Source organism: Leptospira limi (genome assembly GCF_026151395.1).
In the GTDB taxonomy this organism is placed as follows: domain Bacteria; phylum Spirochaetota; class Leptospiria; order Leptospirales; family Leptospiraceae; genus Leptospira_A; species Leptospira_A limi.
In genome coordinates this window covers 227,881-244,852 of record NZ_JAMQPV010000003.1, presented here as the reverse complement: position 1 = coordinate 244,852, position 16,972 = coordinate 227,881, and the positions used below count along the sequence as shown (strand labels likewise).

Below are 16,972 nucleotides of genomic sequence, written 5' to 3'. Positions count from 1 at the left end.
TAAATGAGAGTGAGACGCAAATTCAAGTAAGAGTGCTTAGAGACCTCCGGGAACGTGAATCCTTTAGGACAAGAAATCATGTGTTTTTCGTGGTTTTGAGGGACAGAGGAGGGATTTAAAAATACTTTTTGTATTCTATGATGAGGCAACGGTTGGAAACAACTTTGATCCCTGCGTTTTCTGCTCTTTTTTCTGCTTCTGGATGAGAAATTCCCAATTGTAACCACAAAACTTCCGTTCCACCTAATGTTAGAATTTCATCAACAACTTCAGGAATGCTGTCAGAACTTCTAAAGACATCGATGAACTTCCGCTTTTCGTTTGGGATGTCTTGTAAACTTTTGTAGATTTGAAAACCACCTATCGTATGTTCTTTGGGATAGGTTCCGATGACATTCCAACCTTTATCACGAATGAAAACAGGGACGTAATGACTCGGTTTTAAAGGATCCTGGCTTAAACCATACACTGCGATTGTTGGATACGATTGGAGTAAGGATTTAATTTCAGAATCTGGAACATTCATAAAATGATTATATCCTGTTTTGGAAAAATGACAAGTCATGTCGTCAGAAAAAAGATACCTTCATCAAGATTTACATCACCAAAAGGGAGTCATTTGACATTCTCCCATCCAATTCTGTTTCAAGAAAAGGAAACGAAGCTCTAAAAAAACATTCTGAAACAAAGAAAACAAATACAATCTGTTCCTCTTTAAGATTCTAAAAAATCTGATCTTCTTTGGATATATATTTCCTAAAAATGGAGGATTGCAAAAACAGGTATAAGTTATTTATATATGAAAGACAAAAAGCTTGAAACGAGATTTCACGAGATGCGTGCTAAAAAGAACAACTCTGTTGAAGATTCATTTGCACTCTATGATGCATTGGATGTAGTTCCACTGAATGAAATGATGGGGCGTTGGCATGGATCAGGATTTCATACAGGGCATACTATGGATGGAGCCCTAGAGACATTTAATTGGTATGGAAAGGAATTTGTTGATTCTGAAAATGTTCATCCTTTGGTTTTTAAATCTTTTGGAAAAACACTGTTTAAGGTAAATCCTTCGTTAATGCCAGTTAGGTTAGCTACACTTCTTCCATCTACAAAACTGTGGCCATTACGTTATCTTTTTCTAATGGTTCGATTTTTGTTCCAAACGAAACATTCCAAAGCTCGTGTAAGACAAATTGAGTTTAGAGGAAAGGTTTCCTCTGCAATGATCTACGATAATCTTCCAATCCATGATGTTTTTCGAAAGGTAAATGAAAACACTTTGTTTGGATGTATGGATTATAAAGGAATGAAACAACCTTTCTTTTTCGTATTAGAACGTGATTGATAAAAAGTCAATTTAATATTCCGTTTTTACTTACTCGAATTTTTTGTAGAAAACCAATGAAAGACTGACAAAAAATATTCACCAATCAATTGGTTCGACCAAGATTTGGCAGAGAAACCTTCATAAAATGCAATATGGCTACCTCTTTTGGTGTGCACATGGATCGTATTTTTGAGGTTTTCGAGCCAATGTAAGTTTTCTAACACATTCAAATTTACGCATATAGGATCATCTGCAGCGTTTAAAACTAAGAGAGGAGTTTTGATTTGATCCGCAACAAGTATAGGATTTGAATTTTGATAATAAGAGTCTTTATCTTTAAAACCAGAAATGGAATGGAGTTTATCCTGAAATTCGCCAAGTGTTTTAACATTCAATAAATCTTCGGTCCCTCTAACATTGGCAAAACTTTTGTAATGTCGTTTCAGAAAGTAGTTAATCATTCTTTGACCCATGATCTTGCTATACACAGGATGGACACGGTGGAATGCTTTTTCAATGTCATATGCAGGAGATACTGCGACAGCTGCTTGGAATAAACTTTTTGGTCCAGATTCCCCAAGATAACGTGCTAAAAGTCCTGAACCAGCTGAAATGCCAATACCAAACAAAAGTTTACTTGGGAATTGTTTTCGAATATGATTTAATTGTTCTTTTAAATCGGAAGTTGATCCCATTGTATTGATGATTGGTTTTGTCAGTGGAAGACTACCGTGTCCTCTTCGGACACAAACTACCACAATCCAATTTAATGTTTTCCTAATATGCGAAACAGTAGATTTAATGTCTTGTTCATCTCCGCTAATTGTATGAAAAACAACAACAATGGGAGTTTTGTCTTTGTGATTGACAAATTGGATTCCTGACCAAGCAAGTCCGGTTGTGCCACCATCTTTCATTTCTAAATGTTCTATTTTGTCATAAACAAAATCTTTTGTTTTTGATTCGCGAAACATTAGTAGAAACAACATAAGATGGGGATTATAACACCAAATAGTTGGAAAGTACCGTTTTAGTAACTTTGGGGTTTCAGAAATAATTTTCGATGAAAATTCAGTATCAATGAACCGAAGTGTTGGAGCTTCAACAACATTGATGCAATAGTTAACTAAAAAAACACAGACAAGAATCAAACTGATTGTGATATAAATATTTCCAAATATCATTCTTGTTTAATTGTACTTTAGTTTTGAATTCAATTCTTGCATGAATGGAATGTCAAATTTAACAACCTTTCTGTCGTAGGTAACAATACCATTAATTTCTTCTTCCACATCACTCACTTGAGTGTAAATTGAGGCACTAAGTCCTTTCGGAATTAATGGTATTAGTTCATTTTCAATCAATTTTTTGTATTCATAGTGTAAGGTTTCTTTATTGGGAAGGATTTTGTATCCAAATAATTTTTTGTCATCATAAACATGACCTTCTGTTTTTAAGGAATATCCACCAAACTCAGATAATACGATGACTCTATCTTCTTTTTTTGGAACTTTTAACTTTTGGTAGTATAGGTGTAAACTTTTTAGCTCACTGCTATTTTTTCCTTGGTCATACCAACCGCTTACACTATCAATGGTTCGAGTGGAATCCAGATTTTTTAGTTTTTTTGTGAGATTTACACTATCAAACTGTCCCCATCCTTCATTGAATAAAACCCAAACAGATAAGGAAACAGTATTGTACAAAAGGTTTACTGTTTTGTCCATTTCTACTAAAAATTCTTTTTTCCCTTTTTCATCCGTACGATTTAAGAAGCGATGTTTTGTATCATCGGTTTTCCATCCAATAAACGGTAGATAGGCGACTTCCCAGGTTTCATAAGGTCCCCCTCCACAAACAAAGTCTTGCCAAACCAACATCCCCAATCGATCACAATGATAGTACCACCGTAATGGTTCAATTTTGATATGTTTTCTTAATGTGTTAAAACCCATTTCCTTCATTAAACGAATTTCATTGATCATTGATTCGTCGTCAGGTGGAGTCAAAAGTCCTTCTGACCAATAACCTTGGTCAAGAAGTCCATTATGAAAATATGGTTTGTTGTTCAGGTACAATCTCTTAAATTTTCCATCATATCCAATGGAAAATTTACGCATGCCAAAATAAGATGTCACCTCATCGTTTTTGGTTTTGATCCTGATATCATATAATTTCGGGTTTTCAGGAGACCATAAAATCATATTCGGGATTGGTAAAGTGCAGGTTTTTTTGGAACTTTCTGCAATCACTTCATTCCCATCTAGAATTTGAATTGTGATGCCATCAGTATCAGAATTGACTTCCAGTTCTACTGACTTGGTTTCTATGTTAGGTGTTATTTTTATGTTTTGAATATAATCTTCTGAGACACTTTCCAACCAAACAGTTTGCCAGATTCCTGATTGAGGTGTGTACCAAATGCCACCTCTTTTTAGTTTTTGTTTGCCTCTAGATTGAGTGCCTGTATCCGTTGGGTCTGTAACAGTGAGTCTTATCTCGTTTTTCCCATTTTTTATCGCTTTTGTAACATTAAAAAAGAAAGGTAAAAAACCTCCCTGATGATAACCAACTTCAACTCCATTGATATAACAAATGCAGGAGTAATCTACAGCACCAAAATGTAAAAATGTGATATCTTTTATAAAATCAGGACTGATTTCAAATTCTCTTTTGTAAAACAAAACTTCATTTGGTTTGAGAATCAAATTACCGAGTCCACTCGCTTTTGACTCTGGCGAAAATGGAACAATGATTTTGTGTTGGTATTCAAGACTTTCACCTTGTTTTACATGCCCTAAAAACCATTCTCCATTTAAATTTAGATAACTGTCCCTTTGCAGTTGTGGCCTTGGGTATTCTGTATGAGGTATTTTCATGTTAGTTTTGATTTCCTCGTCTAATTAGCATTAATGGATAAAAGATAAACAGACAAAAGATGGCTCCTGTAATGAATATCTCTGGAGATGGAACATGCGCTAGGCTACCATTGGCTGGATCTACATAGGTTAAATTCGTAGATTCGTTGATTTTTTGTCCAATCATTGGTCCTATGAACATTGGAATTAAGACAAAGAAGATCATACGGATTCCTTGTAATTTTCCAGTATTTTCAATTGGAGTATAATCTCTGATTTGAGCTCCAAGAAGTGCTAAAACTTGAACAAATCCAGTGATTAAAACCAAACTAGTAAAACCAACAGATATCATTAAGATTGTAGAATTATATCCTTTTAATGTTTTTGCAACTATATACAAAGATGCCATACCAATGATATAAATTGAAGAGAATTGAACGAGAAGTTTGTCTTTATCTTTCCCATCAAATTGTTTTCCAAGGAGTATGGTAATGACACTTGCACCTAAGATCACACAAGCAAGAACGATAGAATATTGGATGGCATTAAAACTGAGATACTCTTGCATAAATATGATCAAATATGGCATGTAAATCTGACTAGCAATTCCATAAATTCCCATTGCAATAAAATACAAATACAATCGTTTATGATTTAGAATCACGGAAGTTCTGAAACCATATAAAAGATCTGAAATAAAATCTGATTTCTGTGCTTTCAGATTGGGATGATCTTTAATGAACCAGATACCAATCAAACCAGATAACGACATCAAGGTTCCAACAGCTATAAAAAGTCCAGGGTATCCAAGTGCAATGACGATCATACCAAAACCTCCTGCAACGATTAACATTGCAAGCAGTGGCATTGCTGATAAAACACCTTCTGCCAAACTTCTAGCATTGCCCGTATTATCTGTAACATATGCATTAAAGGCAGCATCATTTGCTGTTGATCCAAATGCTGTCATAATACAGTCAAGAGTGATGACAATGGCGATTGTGAGTTGGATGATTTGTGTTTCATCTGTGATCCCAATCCAAAGGCTTGTGTTTTCTTTGGAAACGAAGGCAAAAGATAAGGTAAGAAATCCCCAAAACAAATAACCAAGAGAGATAAAATGCTTTCGATTGCCAAGTCGATCAGATAAAATTCCAGCGAACAAAGTGACAAACGTCGCAACAATTCCGCTCAGTTGCACCATGAGAGTGACGGATGATGTACTTTTAGAAATTGTATTGTAGATAAATAAATTGAAGTAAATGTTTTCTACAGACCAAGCGATTTGGCCAACAAGACCGAATAAAATGAGAACAAACCAAAGGCGCCCACTCAAACTGTGATTTTTCATGATCGCCCAGTTTTCCTAAAAGTCAGTCTGTTTGGCGACTCTTATTTTTGAATTTGGTTCAAAACTTTAGGCTGATTCAAATACCGATTTGTTCCTTAAAAGACCTTTCCGAGTTGGAAACCAATCCATTGGTGTTGTTGGGGTAATCCTTTTGCTGCTTGGAAATCAATGGTTTGGTAATTGTAATGAAGGCCAAATAAAAATCCTGCATTCGAAACCGAAACAAATCCCGCTCGGATAAAACCAACAGCACGTTTTAAGTCTGCAACATAGGTTTTGTTATCTCGATATTCAATTTCTTCACGTAACAACTGTAATAACGTTTCTCTTTGTTTCGGGTCCAATATGAATTGAGAGAGAACTTCATAGGAATAGTATCGAACAATGGGAGGGAGTTTTCCTCCTTCCGGTCTAAAGATCGAATAAACAGCCAACGCTCTTGCATTTGTTGGAATTTGGTCCCACTGTGCTGCTAAATTCGATAATAAAAACAATCGAGTGGTACGCTCAATTTCCTCAGCGCCATTAAAGATATTATTAAAAATTAAATAATTTAATCCAATATTATAAGGATTTGTTGTGCCATTGACCAAAAATTCATTAAACAAGATATAACGTTGTAATGTGTTTTTTCCGTTATCTTCTGATAATAATCTATATTGTAATTCCTTTTCCCCCACATCAGGAGTTGGATTGTTTAAGAAACTATCCCAATTACTAAACGCCGAACTTCTGTTTTGTGATTTATATCCTTTATCCGAACCCATTTGCCCTTGGATCGTTGCATTATATACTTGTAAGGTGCCACCTGGATTCACATAAAAATACCAATACCCTTTTCCATCTTCATGGAGAATTGGAGATCCTGGTTGGAGTGCTGAACTTCCAGGTCCAGGTGTTTTATCCACATTACCAAAGCGAAAAATAAGTCCAAAAGAAACATCTGTTTGGATATTTCCTAAATTTACATTGTATTGGGTTCCAAAAAATCGATGATAATATTTTCGAATATCTGTCTTTAACGCAACAGAGTAGGAATCCGGTATTTGTGTGTCCCAACCTTGTGGAGTAGGGGAACCTATGAAGTTATGGAAATTAGTTTGTGCTGTTTTCCCACCAACGGATGGTCCTATCATACCCAACTCAAGTTCTGTGGTTATACTCGTATCTTCAGTAAAGGTTGTTAGTGAATTTGTAAAATAACCTCGACTTGAATATGGCCTATCTCCATAGGATACATCCGCCTTTTTGATGTTTGTGGGTGTATAAAATTCCTGTCCCACTGCAAAACCTTGAAGGTATCTTGTTTTTTCGTTTGGAGTGATAAATAAATCATTCCAATAACTGAAAACTCTTCTAGTAGGATTCGATTCCCCCGCACTCATATGAAATTCTAATCTCGATCCATTTGTGTAATATCGATCTGAAAAACCACCAAAGGCATCATTTTCCATAATCAAACGAATTTGGTATTGGTCAGGATTGTTTGGTGTGGCCCTTTCTATTTCGATAGGTGGTTCAACAACTGGTTTGATCAGAGTTTGTTTTTTATTTTGTTTTGACTGCGCATATGACAAATCAACTAACAAAATATATATGAAGATTATAAGGAGAATCTTGATTGTTTTCATATTTCAGTTTGGATGGGTTTAGTCATTATCTGGTTTTAAGTATAAATATTTTTCAGCCCAAAAAGTTCCAAATGGAATCACAGATGCAAGTGCTGCGAGAAATGTTTTTTTCATTTTCCAATTCAGTTCTACTTTCACTTGGAATAATTCAACTAAGTATAAAAGAAACAAGAGACCATGTACAAGTCCCACAACTTTATTTGGTTCTGGGTTGTGGTAGATATACTTAAGTGGCATCGTTACAAATAGAATTGATAAGAAGGAAACGCCTTCCAAAAATGCCAAGATTCGGAATCTACCTAATTTGGTTTTGAATAGAGTGATCATAAAACTCCTCAATTTTTACTATCACCAGCAAACGCTGTGACCTGGAATTCGTCCGTACATTCTTTGTGACCAAATGTTTCGAATGGTTCTCTGAAAACCAAATCTTCTGCGATTTGTTCCTTTTTGAACGAAAAAACTTCTCCTCCTAGAATTTCATTCGGATCTGATTAGTCGACAATTGTTCGGGATTGACATTTTCTTGGAACCACATAAAACAAGAAGGATGAAAATTCGGAACTACCTTTCCTTCTTTCTTTTTTTTACCCTGCCTCTATTGGCTAATGAATCGGGGTCGTTTTTTGCTGGTATGGCCAAAAAAGACATCACAGGCCCTCCGGTTGGCGTTATGTTTTGGGGTTATGCCCGCGAGGACCAAACAGGCATGGGAATCCAAACCAGACAATACGCACGTGCATTGGTAATAGAAGACAAAACGACCCAAAAACCATTTGCCTATGTCACAGCAGAAGTAGGAGGGATTCCATTTGAAATCCAAAGAGAAGTTGTATCTAAATTACAAAGGGAAGTGGATCCAAATTTTCATTTGGGGAATGTATTATTAAATGCATCTCATACTCATAGTGGACCTGCAGGGCATTTTCATTATTCGGAAATTTCCTTTTATTCCACACAATTTTATGGTGACTCCTATACTGTGTTACGCGATGGAATTTTCGAAGCCATCAAAGAAGCCTATCAAAAAAGAAAACCTGCTGAATTAAAAATTGGTAAAACTTATGTGAAAGATGCAGGAGTGAATCGAAGTTTGTCTGCTTATATGGCAAATCCAGAATCAGAAAGGAAATTATACCCAGACAATATAGACAAAGAGATGGTACAACTCAATATTTTTGTAGAAGGAAAACCAATTGGGTTTGTGAATTGGTATGGAGTACATCCGACTAACATAACATTCGATAATCGATTGATATCTTCAGACAATAAAGGGATCGCATCATTACTTGCAGAAAAAGAAGCATTCAAAAATGGAAATCCATCTTTTGTTGCCATTTTTGCACAAGCTAATGAAGGAGATGTATCTCCAAATTTAAACTTAGACAATACGGGACCAGGGAAAGATATTTATGATAGTAGTTTTATCATTGGGAAACGACAGTTTTTAGCAAGCCAGGAGTTTTTAAAATCGAATGGAAAAACCTTAAATGGTGGACTTCAATTTTCTCATACTTTCATCGATATGAGCAAACACCCAGTTACAAGTGAATTCTCAGGGACAGGAAAAACAGAATATACTTGTCCTTCTGCATACGGATATGCTTTTGCTGCAGGGTCAACAGAAGAAGGTGGTGGTCATTGGTTATTCCATGAAGGTATGACAGAGAAAAATCGAAAATTCTATATCGATTGGATCGCTAAATTTATGTTACAGTCACCTTCCGAAGAATTAAGAGAGTGTCAAAAACCAAAAGCTGTTTTATTCCCTATGGGTGAAACAAAACCACTTCCAAGTCTACCTCAAATATTACCGTATGGAATTGTGTTAGTTGGTGATTTGTCTATACTAGTTTTACCCCATGAAGTCACAACAATGTCCAGTCGTAGATTAAAAAAAGAAGTAAAAGTTGTTATGAAAGATAAAATTTCTGAAATTGTTTTATCTGGATTAACAAATGATTTTTCTGGGTACATTACAACTCCAGAAGAATATTCGACACAAAATTATGAAGGTGGCCACACCTTACATGGATCACAAAGTTTAAATGCACTGCGCCAAGAATTTTCTAAAATGGCATCAGATCTTGTAAAAGGAATCGAATTTTCAAAAACTTCAATTTCAAATCCAATGCCTCTCGATTTAACTGATCGTATCCACCCCTTAAATCTTCCGGATTCAGAAGTTGTTTCCGAGATACCGAAACAGGTGTTAAAACCAAGTCTAGGTGATTACAAAAAAGGAGACAAAGTGGTTTGTCAAGTGAATGCAGTTAGTCCCAATATTGGATACCCGAAAGTCACTTCTTACTTATGGCTTGAAAAAAAAGAAGGAACAACTTGGATTCGTGTGAAATCAGATGCTGATTTTGATACAAAATTTGTGTTTCACAAACCAGGATTTTTTGACAAGGGCATTGGAAAATTAGATCTTATTTGGGAATCTAGTGATACGGATTCAGAAGGAGAATACCGTTTGGTACATGAAGGAATCTACTTATCAAGTGATTTGAAAAAAAATCCTTACCGAGTGGAGTGCCCTTCTTTCCAACTACGATAAACACATATCAAAAGGATGTGTCTGTTCTTTATTCAAAGAAGAGACCATCCAATTCCTATCACTTCCAACCTTGGTGATACAATCTTTTCACTCTTAGAAAAACAAGTTGTGAAAAATACCTAACGTATAAAATTTTCTCAGAATTATTTTTTCGGATTAAGGGGAATCTATGAGCGAATTTTACCGAGATGAATGGGTTTGGATCACAGGTGCTTCTTCTGGGATTGGGAAAGAATTGGTGAAACAGGCTTCTGCACAAAATGCAAAACTCTTACTCGCATCCCGAAAAACAAAAGATTTGGAACAAATTGCCAAAGAACTTGGACTCGAAAAAGGGAGATACGCGATTGAAAAATTGGATCTTGAAAACTATAAACAAGTTTCAATTTTTACCAAACGATGTCTTAAAAAATATGGAACACCGAAGGTAGTCATCCATAACGGTGGGATTAGCCAAAGGTCCTATACAAGGGAAACCAATTTAACTACGATCGAAAAGATCATGAATACTAACTTTTACGGTGCTGTTGAATTAACGCGCGCTATACTACCAGAAATTAAGAAACCAATCCATTTTGCAGTGATTTCAAGTGTTGCAGGAAAAATGGGAAGTCCTTTACGTTCTGCCTATTCTGCATCAAAATTTGCTCTTGTGGGTTTTTTCCATTCGTTACGAGCGGAAGAGGAAAAATCGGGAGTATTTGTAACAATGGTTTATCCAGGTTTTATTCAAACCAATATTTCAAAAAATGCATTACAAGGTGATGGATCTTCCACTGGAAAGATGGATTCTGTGATTGAATCTGGATTACCTGTCCAATTATGTGCACATCGAATCCTTCATGCAGTCGCCAATAACCAACGTGAAGTTGTGATTGCCGGGATCAAAGAAAAGTTTGGTTTGTTTTTACAAACATTAATTCCTTCATTGTTTTTTAAAATGATACAGAATGTAAAAGTAAGATAGGAGATTTGTGTTTTGAAACAAAAAGTTTTTTACCTATTCATGTTTGTTTTCCTAAGTGTGAATCTATTTTCTCAGAATGTTGTTTTGGATTACAAAACTAAGTCAAAAAGTAATGAAATAGAGAGAACCTATTTGCTTGATTTATTACGAGCTAGAATGTCCAACAAATTCAAACAGGAATTTATCTTTGTAGTCGAACATTTCAAAGTTTCTGGAGATTATGCTTGGTTTCGTGGAATTGCAAAAAGAAAAGATGGAAGAGAAATCGAACTTGCTGAAGATTTAGCTTATGATTGTTGCCATGTAGAAGCATTGTACAAAAAAAATAATGGGAAATGGCAAATATCAGAATCAGCAGCTTTTAGTACAGATGTTTGGTGGGAAGGAATCCAACAACGTTATCCAAAAGCACCAAAGGAAATTTTCCAAGAATAAACCATTGTCAGTAAAATTGCACTTTACAGTGTAATTTTACTTTTTTTGGCATCAAAACTTTGAAAGGAAAAAATGAATAGAAATTTGTTCCTTTAAGGCCTAAATAGATCCATGTTACTGGAATACTTAAATGTTGATTCCATTCAAATTTTGAATGATTCAAAAACTTGGGATGATGTTCACACCGCATTATTAAGTAAAATTAGAGAGTTGGAAATCCAAGAAGAAATCCAATTCCATTTTCATTCGATTCCGAACCAAACGTTTGAATCCATTGGACAAAGTATTCTTATCCCACATTTTCGTTCAAAAAAAATCAAAACTCCCGAATTGTTTTTATTTGTAATCCCCAAAGGAATCTCTGTAGGGGAACAGAATATCAGGTTGGTATTATTCCAAATGATACCAGAAAACTTACCTTCTCTTCATCTGCGATTGTTACATGGACTTTCTTCTCTTTTGCCTCAAATTTTTGACGAACTAATGGTCTGCAAAAAAGAAGCAGAGGTTCTGGATGTAGTGCAACGCGGCGAAGTGAACATGAAACCAAGTTATAAAAACTTGAACCAAGCACAAATTGCATTTGAATTACAAACTGACATAGAATTGGGCTTAACTGAAAAAGAAGCAAAAGTTCGACTACAAACATTTGGTAAAAACGTAATCGAAAAAGAAAAGTCAGTTCCCATGATTTGGAAATTCATCAAAAGTTTTTTTAATCTTTTTGCTGTTTTATTATGGGTAGCAACTGGGCTTTGTTTTGTTCCAGGAGTCGACATGCCAGAGTTAGGTGTCGCAATTTTTATAGTCGTACTCATCAATGGTATTTTTTCATTTTTTCAAGAATCAAAATCTGACCATGCAGTTGAAGCCTTACGTAAGTTACTGGCAAATGAATGTCCAGTGATCCGTGACGGTAAGATTGTTACGATTCCTGCTGATGAAATTGTACCTGGTGATTTGATTGTATTAGCAGAAGGTGATATTGTACCTGCTGATTGTCGGATCATTGAATCTGAAGATGTAGAAGTAGACAATTCTTCCCTAACAGGAGAATCCACCTCTGCAAGGAGGTATAAATCGGAAGGAGAAATCGTTTTAGAAGGAAAGTTTTTATGGTTAGAGATGCCAAACATTCTTTTTGCTGGGAGTTCACTGATCAAAGGCAAAACAAAAGCTGTCGTCTTTGGAACAGGCCAATCAACAGAGATCGGTCAAATTGCGGGACTCACTTCTAAAATTAAAAGAGTCGAAAGTCCACTTCAAATCCAATTAAGACAAACTGTCATTTCGATTTCATTATTTGCATTTAGCATTGGAGTGATCTTTTTAATCCTTGGGTATTGGGTTGCTGGACTTAGTTTTGTCCAAGCATTTTTATTTTTTATTGGGATCTTCGTTGCAAACGTCCCTGAAGGATTACTGCCTACTGTGACTTTGTCTCTTGCATTGGGTGTCTCACGAATGGCAAAACGAAATGCGATTCTAAAAGATTTGTCGAGTGTGGAAACCTTGGGTTGTACAACAGTGATTTGTTCCGACAAAACCGGTACACTCACTCAGAATCAAATGCGTGTTGTTGAAGTTTATTTTGATTCGAAGAATGTTTCTCCTGATGACTTAACAAAACTAGAAGGAAGTCAATTATTAATCGAATGTGGTTATTATTGTAATAATGCTTCGCTTGAACCAAATCCTTTAGGTGATCCAACTGAGTTAGCTTTGTTGTATTTGGCATCAGGAAGAATTGTAAATACATCTGGAAAAAGAATATTAACCAATGGATTTGATTCTGTTCGCAAACGAATGAGTGTGATCCTAACAAAAGAAAATTTTACAACAGCATTTGCAAAAGGAGGACCTGGAGAAATTCTCTCAATTTGTTCTCATGTTTATGAAAATGGAAGTGTTGTTCCTTTGGATGATGAGAAAAGGAAAAAATTACAAACTGCTTCCGATGCTTCGGCAAGACTAGGAAATAGAATCTTAGCGTTCTCTTATAAACTGTACACAAATAACATTGATTCGTTGGATTCATTAACTGAATCGGATGTTGAATCCAATATGGTGTATTTAGGCCATTGTAGTTTGGCAGATCCAATCCGGCCTAAGGTACCTGAAGCCATAAAAAAATGCCATACAGCAGGGATTCGGATTCTCATGATCACGGGAGATCATCCTTTGACTGCGGAATCGGTTGGTCACTCCATAGGAATTGGGGGAGATAAACCTGTTGTAATAACAGGTGTCCAGTTGGATCAAATGTCTGATACAAGTTTGAGGGAGTGGGTGAGAAAAGGAGAACCAATTTTTGCACGTGTCTCTCCGTCTCAAAAATTAAGAATTGTGACCATATTGCAAGAGTTAGGTGAAATTGTCGCGGTCACTGGAGATGGAGTCAACGATGGACCCGCTTTGAAAAAAGCAGATATTGGAATTGCAATGGGGAAAAGAGGAACGGAAGTTGCGAAAGAAGCAGCAAGGATGATCATTGTGGATGATGATTTTGCAACCATTGTATCCGCAATTGAAGAAGGTAGAGGTGTATTCGATAATATACGAAAATTCTCTGCTTATGTTTTAAATTCTAACCCACAAGAATTAATTCCATTTTTACTTTGGGCCATGTTCCCAGGGTTTCCTTTATTAATGACAGTGATGGGAGTCCTTGCTGTGGATGTGGGGACCGACTTAATCCCAGCTATGGGACTTGGATCAGAACCTCCAGAAAAAGGAATTATGAACCGGGCTCCGCGAAATCGAAATGAAAAATTAATTTCTCTAGGATTTATACTCAGATCATATTTGAAAGAAGGAATGATCTTATTCGGTGCTTGTATTAGTACTTATTTTTACTTCGTGTATACAGAGTGTGGTGGTGTGATGCCAACTTCACCAGAAGGATTGAATATGACAAAAGCAAGTCCTGAATATTTACAATCATTAACAGCATTCTTTTTTCCTACAATTACAGTACAAATTGCTAATGTTTTAAGTAAAAGATCTAAAACTGAGTCTGTGTTTCAAATGAATTTATTTTCAAATCAAATCATATGGTTTGGAATTGGATTTTCTTTTCTATTATGTTATTTATTTTTTTATACTTCCTTAAGTTCGATTTATTATTTTGCTCCTTTACCGTTTCATGTTTACTTATTTTCCTTTCACGGAACAGTGGTTTTGTTACTGTATTCAGAAATTTTAAAATACTTAAGAAGAAAAAAACTAATGTATACTTAGAATCATTCTTAAGCATTACACTAGTTAATGTACGAGCTTTTCGTTTTCATTGATAAAATGCTGGTCCAGATAACTTTCATAGACTCATAACCGATTCATTGGATCGAGTTGGAGAAAGGATCCATTTTGGAAGGGAAACGTATATTAGTTGCAGAAGATGATGCAGTTTTAGGTTATTATTTAAAAAAGCAACTTACTGAACTTGGTTACCAAGTAGTTCATGCAAAAGATGGCAAACTTGCTTTGCAGTATTTTCAAGAATATCCATTTCCTGTTGTCATTACAGATCATGAAATGCCTGGATTGAATGGCGAAGAATTGATTACCGCTTTAAATGCATATGATGTTGAGCCTGTTATCATTATGATCACAGGAAATACAGATCCAAAATTTATAGTGAAAGTGATGAAATTAGGGATTTTTGATTATATCATAAAACCAATTCAAGATTTTGAAATCGCAATCAAAGTAAAACGTGCATTAGAGTTTTACGGAATGAAACGTGTTGAAACAATCTCACGTAAAGAACAACAATTGAGATTAGAAGGCCAGCTGGAATGGATCCAATGGAAAGAAAAGATGGGATCTGTAGGGAAATTCAAAAGACAGAACCAAAATCTATTTGAAAGTTTAAAACATAGTTTTTGCCAAGGTGCTGGATTTGGTGCTTTGGTTTCAATCTTAAAGATGATTCGAGATACTAGTGAGTTCGATGGAAAATTTTACAAAATCGAATCAGAGTTAATGGAATTAATCCAAATAAATGCAGATATGGCAGAGAAGTCTGTAAATCAATTTGCGGAAATTGATTCATTGATAAGCTCAGATGTACCACTAAAAAAATACACAATCCAAGAGTTATACCATGAATTAAAAACTTGGCTCGTAGAAATTTCATACATTCTGAAAATTCAAAATCACAATGTTATTATCAGCGAGATCAATCAAAACCATTCAGTGAAATTTTTATTAGTAAATGAAATCTGTATTAAAACATCATTTATAGAGATTATGACAAATGCTTGTAAATTCTCTGTGCCAAATTCCACTGTAACAGTTATCATTAAAGTGGAACAGGATTGGTTTAAATGTGCTGTATATAATGAACCAATCCCAAATTTTGATGGTACGATTGGCATACCAATTCAATCAGAGCATTTGATTTTTGAGCCATTTTATCGGTTATCGAAAAATGTTTTTGAACAGTATGGAACTCTAGACTTTGGCTTAGGATTGAGTTATGTTGATACCTGCATCAAAAAACATAATGGCAAAATTTCTATTTTTAATGTGAAAGACCATTTGGATTGGAATGGGAATCCGAAAACCAAAGTAGCCTTTCAAATTGCTTTACCAATCCAACCTATGAACTAATCATAAGTTGGAGTTTTTTTAGTGTTTATGTCTATGGCGTTTTTGCAATTTTATTACAACCACTAACATTGTGATTAAGATTGGTAATAGAAATGCAATTAATACATTACTATTCGATAAAAAGATAGGCATTTGATTCGAAAGGATCCATTGGTTGAATCCATTGATATTCCATCGAACACTGTGTTTGCCTGGGCCCTGTCCTTTCACCACTTGTAAAATCAATTCCTTTTGGATGGTAACCAAAGTACCTACAGGAATAGGAAATACGTTGATGGGATTACTATCATAAAGTTGGCCTGTGTTTGGATTAGTGGTGCCACAATAATTGGTTTCACATTGTTTGCAACTCCCAAGATCACTTCCATTCTGAAGGTTACCAGCGATGTATGCATTCTCTGCATACCCTTCCAATTTACGATGTTCATTCCCAAAGAATGTACAGGTTGTAAAAAGGGAATCCTCGGTGATAAATTTTAATAAGAGAGTATGTGATCCTGCATGTCCATCACCATCGTTAGGAAGGATTGGAAATTCCTTCGGCATTAAAAATTCTGCTCTTCCAAAAATGGGAAAAAAATCAATACATTGATTTTCACTCCAACTTGTTTCACATTGGATATTTTTTAATTTGTTCGTTTGCAATTGGAAACTATACATTTCGACATGTTCTTTGTCTTTTGGGAACTCTTGGCGAAAACAGATCAAATTTGATTTGGAGTTCAATGGATACGTTTCAGCAGGTACTTCTAGTTCTTCCACCATTGAAAGACCAACAAAACTTCTAGGATCAGTGGTTTTGATGGAACCATCTTCATTGTATAAAAACGTAACACAATTTGCATTCAATTCATTAGGAGCACAAGTTTTAAGATCTCCTTTTTTGTATTGGATAAAGACTCCACCATACATCGGACAAAGTTCGTCTGTGGAAGGTGGAGTAAGTATGGTAAGATGGATTGTTGTGGGAACTGTTGGATCTTGGATGGGATTTGGAGTTTCAGGAATTGAATTTGAATTTTGAGATGAGTTTGATCCTAGAAGTGCCAAGAGCCATAAATAAGAGGTTGGTTCTTTTTTTTCGCAACTGTTAAAGAGCAGAATGGAAATCAGAAATAGAAAAAATGTTCGCTTCATAACGAGTATGACGGAATCAAATTTCATACTCTTACAAGTTAGTATTCGGCTAAAGAAGAAATGTTCGGTTCAATTCGTACGTTTCCGTA

At 35.4% G+C, this 16,972-nt stretch carries 13 protein-coding genes; 6 read left to right on the top strand and 7 right to left on the bottom strand.

The window, feature by feature from the left end; all coding sequences use genetic code 11:
- Positions 1-115: 115 nt before the first annotated feature.
- Positions 116-526, bottom strand: a complete 411-nt coding sequence (locus ND812_RS16320) for a CoA-binding protein (protein ID WP_265376413.1) — start codon at positions 524-526, stop codon at positions 116-118.
- Positions 527-799: 273 nt separating this feature from the next.
- Here ND812_RS16320 and ND812_RS16315 point away from each other — a divergent pair, with 273 nt between their 5' ends.
- Positions 800-1,348, top strand: a complete 549-nt coding sequence (locus ND812_RS16315; RefSeq protein WP_265376412.1) for a DUF4334 domain-containing protein — start codon at positions 800-802, stop codon at positions 1,346-1,348.
- A gap of 26 nt (positions 1,349-1,374) precedes the next feature.
- Here ND812_RS16315 and ND812_RS16310 read toward each other — a convergent pair whose 3' ends face one another.
- From ND812_RS16310 to ND812_RS16290, 5 genes are all read right to left on the bottom strand, one after another.
- Positions 1,375-2,514 (bottom strand): YheT family hydrolase, encoded by a 1,140-nt coding sequence (locus ND812_RS16310; RefSeq protein ID WP_265376411.1) that lies wholly within the window; start codon positions 2,512-2,514, stop codon positions 1,375-1,377.
- A gap of 6 nt (positions 2,515-2,520) precedes the next feature.
- Positions 2,521-4,209: a glycoside hydrolase family 2 protein gene (locus ND812_RS16305; protein WP_265376410.1), complete on the bottom strand. Its 1,689-nt coding sequence runs from the start codon at positions 4,207-4,209 to the stop codon at positions 2,521-2,523.
- A 1-nt stretch (position 4,210) separates the two neighbouring features.
- On the bottom strand, positions 4,211-5,539 hold the full coding sequence (locus ND812_RS16300) for an MFS transporter (protein WP_265376409.1): 1,329 nt from the start codon (positions 5,537-5,539) through the stop codon (positions 4,211-4,213).
- Between the two features lie 95 nt (positions 5,540-5,634).
- Positions 5,635-7,170: a lipid A deacylase LpxR family protein gene (locus tag ND812_RS16295; protein WP_265376408.1), complete on the bottom strand. Its 1,536-nt coding sequence runs from the start codon at positions 7,168-7,170 to the stop codon at positions 5,635-5,637.
- An 18-nt stretch (positions 7,171-7,188) separates the two neighbouring features.
- Entirely contained in the window at positions 7,189-7,497 is a 309-nt protein-coding gene (locus ND812_RS16290; RefSeq protein WP_265376407.1) for a DUF3817 domain-containing protein, read from the bottom strand.
- A gap of 223 nt (positions 7,498-7,720) precedes the next feature.
- Between ND812_RS16290 and ND812_RS16285 the strand changes: the two genes are divergently transcribed.
- The 5 genes from ND812_RS16285 to ND812_RS16265 all read left to right on the top strand — a co-directional run bounded on the left by ND812_RS16285 (position 7,721) and on the right by ND812_RS16265 (position 15,746).
- Positions 7,721-9,730 (top strand): neutral/alkaline non-lysosomal ceramidase N-terminal domain-containing protein, encoded by a 2,010-nt coding sequence (locus ND812_RS16285; RefSeq protein WP_407658590.1) that lies wholly within the window; start codon positions 7,721-7,723, stop codon positions 9,728-9,730.
- A 169-nt stretch (positions 9,731-9,899) separates the two neighbouring features.
- Positions 9,900-10,697: an SDR family NAD(P)-dependent oxidoreductase gene (locus tag ND812_RS16280; RefSeq protein WP_265376405.1), complete on the top strand. Its 798-nt coding sequence runs from the start codon at positions 9,900-9,902 to the stop codon at positions 10,695-10,697.
- A gap of 39 nt (positions 10,698-10,736) precedes the next feature.
- Complete coding sequence (locus tag ND812_RS16275; protein ID WP_407658589.1) at positions 10,737-11,132, top strand: hypothetical protein; 396 nt, start codon at positions 10,737-10,739, stop codon at positions 11,130-11,132.
- A gap of 111 nt (positions 11,133-11,243) precedes the next feature.
- Positions 11,244-14,372 (top strand): HAD-IC family P-type ATPase, encoded by a 3,129-nt coding sequence (locus ND812_RS16270; protein WP_265376403.1) that lies wholly within the window; start codon positions 11,244-11,246, stop codon positions 14,370-14,372.
- Between the two features lie 108 nt (positions 14,373-14,480).
- Positions 14,481-15,746 (top strand): hybrid sensor histidine kinase/response regulator, encoded by a 1,266-nt coding sequence (locus ND812_RS16265; RefSeq protein ID WP_265376402.1) that lies wholly within the window; start codon positions 14,481-14,483, stop codon positions 15,744-15,746.
- An 18-nt stretch (positions 15,747-15,764) separates the two neighbouring features.
- On the opposite strand, the gene ND812_RS16260 is transcribed toward ND812_RS16265, so the two are convergent.
- Positions 15,765-16,910: a hypothetical protein gene (locus ND812_RS16260; protein ID WP_265376401.1), complete on the bottom strand. Its 1,146-nt coding sequence runs from the start codon at positions 16,908-16,910 to the stop codon at positions 15,765-15,767.
- Positions 16,911-16,972 lie beyond the last annotated feature (62 nt).

What these genes read in the sequence shown, in the direction of transcription:
- ND812_RS16320 (WP_265376413.1), bottom strand. Translation starts at nt 526, where the DNA reads ATGAATGTTCCAGATTCTGAAATTAAATCCTTACTCCAATCGTATCCA.
- ND812_RS16315 (WP_265376412.1), top strand. Translation starts at nt 800, where the DNA reads ATGAAAGACAAAAAGCTTGAAACGAGATTTCACGAGATGCGTGCTAAA.
- ND812_RS16310 (WP_265376411.1), bottom strand. Translation starts at nt 2,514, where the DNA reads ATGATATTTGGAAATATTTATATCACAATCAGTTTGATTCTTGTCTGT.
- ND812_RS16305 (WP_265376410.1), bottom strand. Translation starts at nt 4,209, where the DNA reads ATGAAAATACCTCATACAGAATACCCAAGGCCACAACTGCAAAGGGAC.
- ND812_RS16300 (WP_265376409.1), bottom strand. Translation starts at nt 5,539, where the DNA reads ATGAAAAATCACAGTTTGAGTGGGCGCCTTTGGTTTGTTCTCATTTTA.
- ND812_RS16295 (WP_265376408.1), bottom strand. Translation starts at nt 7,170, where the DNA reads ATGAAAACAATCAAGATTCTCCTTATAATCTTCATATATATTTTGTTA.
- ND812_RS16290 (WP_265376407.1), bottom strand. Translation starts at nt 7,497, where the DNA reads ATGATCACTCTATTCAAAACCAAATTAGGTAGATTCCGAATCTTGGCA.
- ND812_RS16285 (WP_407658590.1), top strand. Translation starts at nt 7,721, where the DNA reads ATGAAAATTCGGAACTACCTTTCCTTCTTTCTTTTTTTTACCCTGCCT.
- ND812_RS16280 (WP_265376405.1), top strand. Translation starts at nt 9,900, where the DNA reads ATGAGCGAATTTTACCGAGATGAATGGGTTTGGATCACAGGTGCTTCT.
- ND812_RS16275 (WP_407658589.1), top strand. Translation starts at nt 10,737, where the DNA reads ATGTTTGTTTTCCTAAGTGTGAATCTATTTTCTCAGAATGTTGTTTTG.
- ND812_RS16270 (WP_265376403.1), top strand. Translation starts at nt 11,244, where the DNA reads ATGTTACTGGAATACTTAAATGTTGATTCCATTCAAATTTTGAATGAT.
- ND812_RS16260 (WP_265376401.1), bottom strand. Translation starts at nt 16,910, where the DNA reads ATGAAATTTGATTCCGTCATACTCGTTATGAAGCGAACATTTTTTCTA.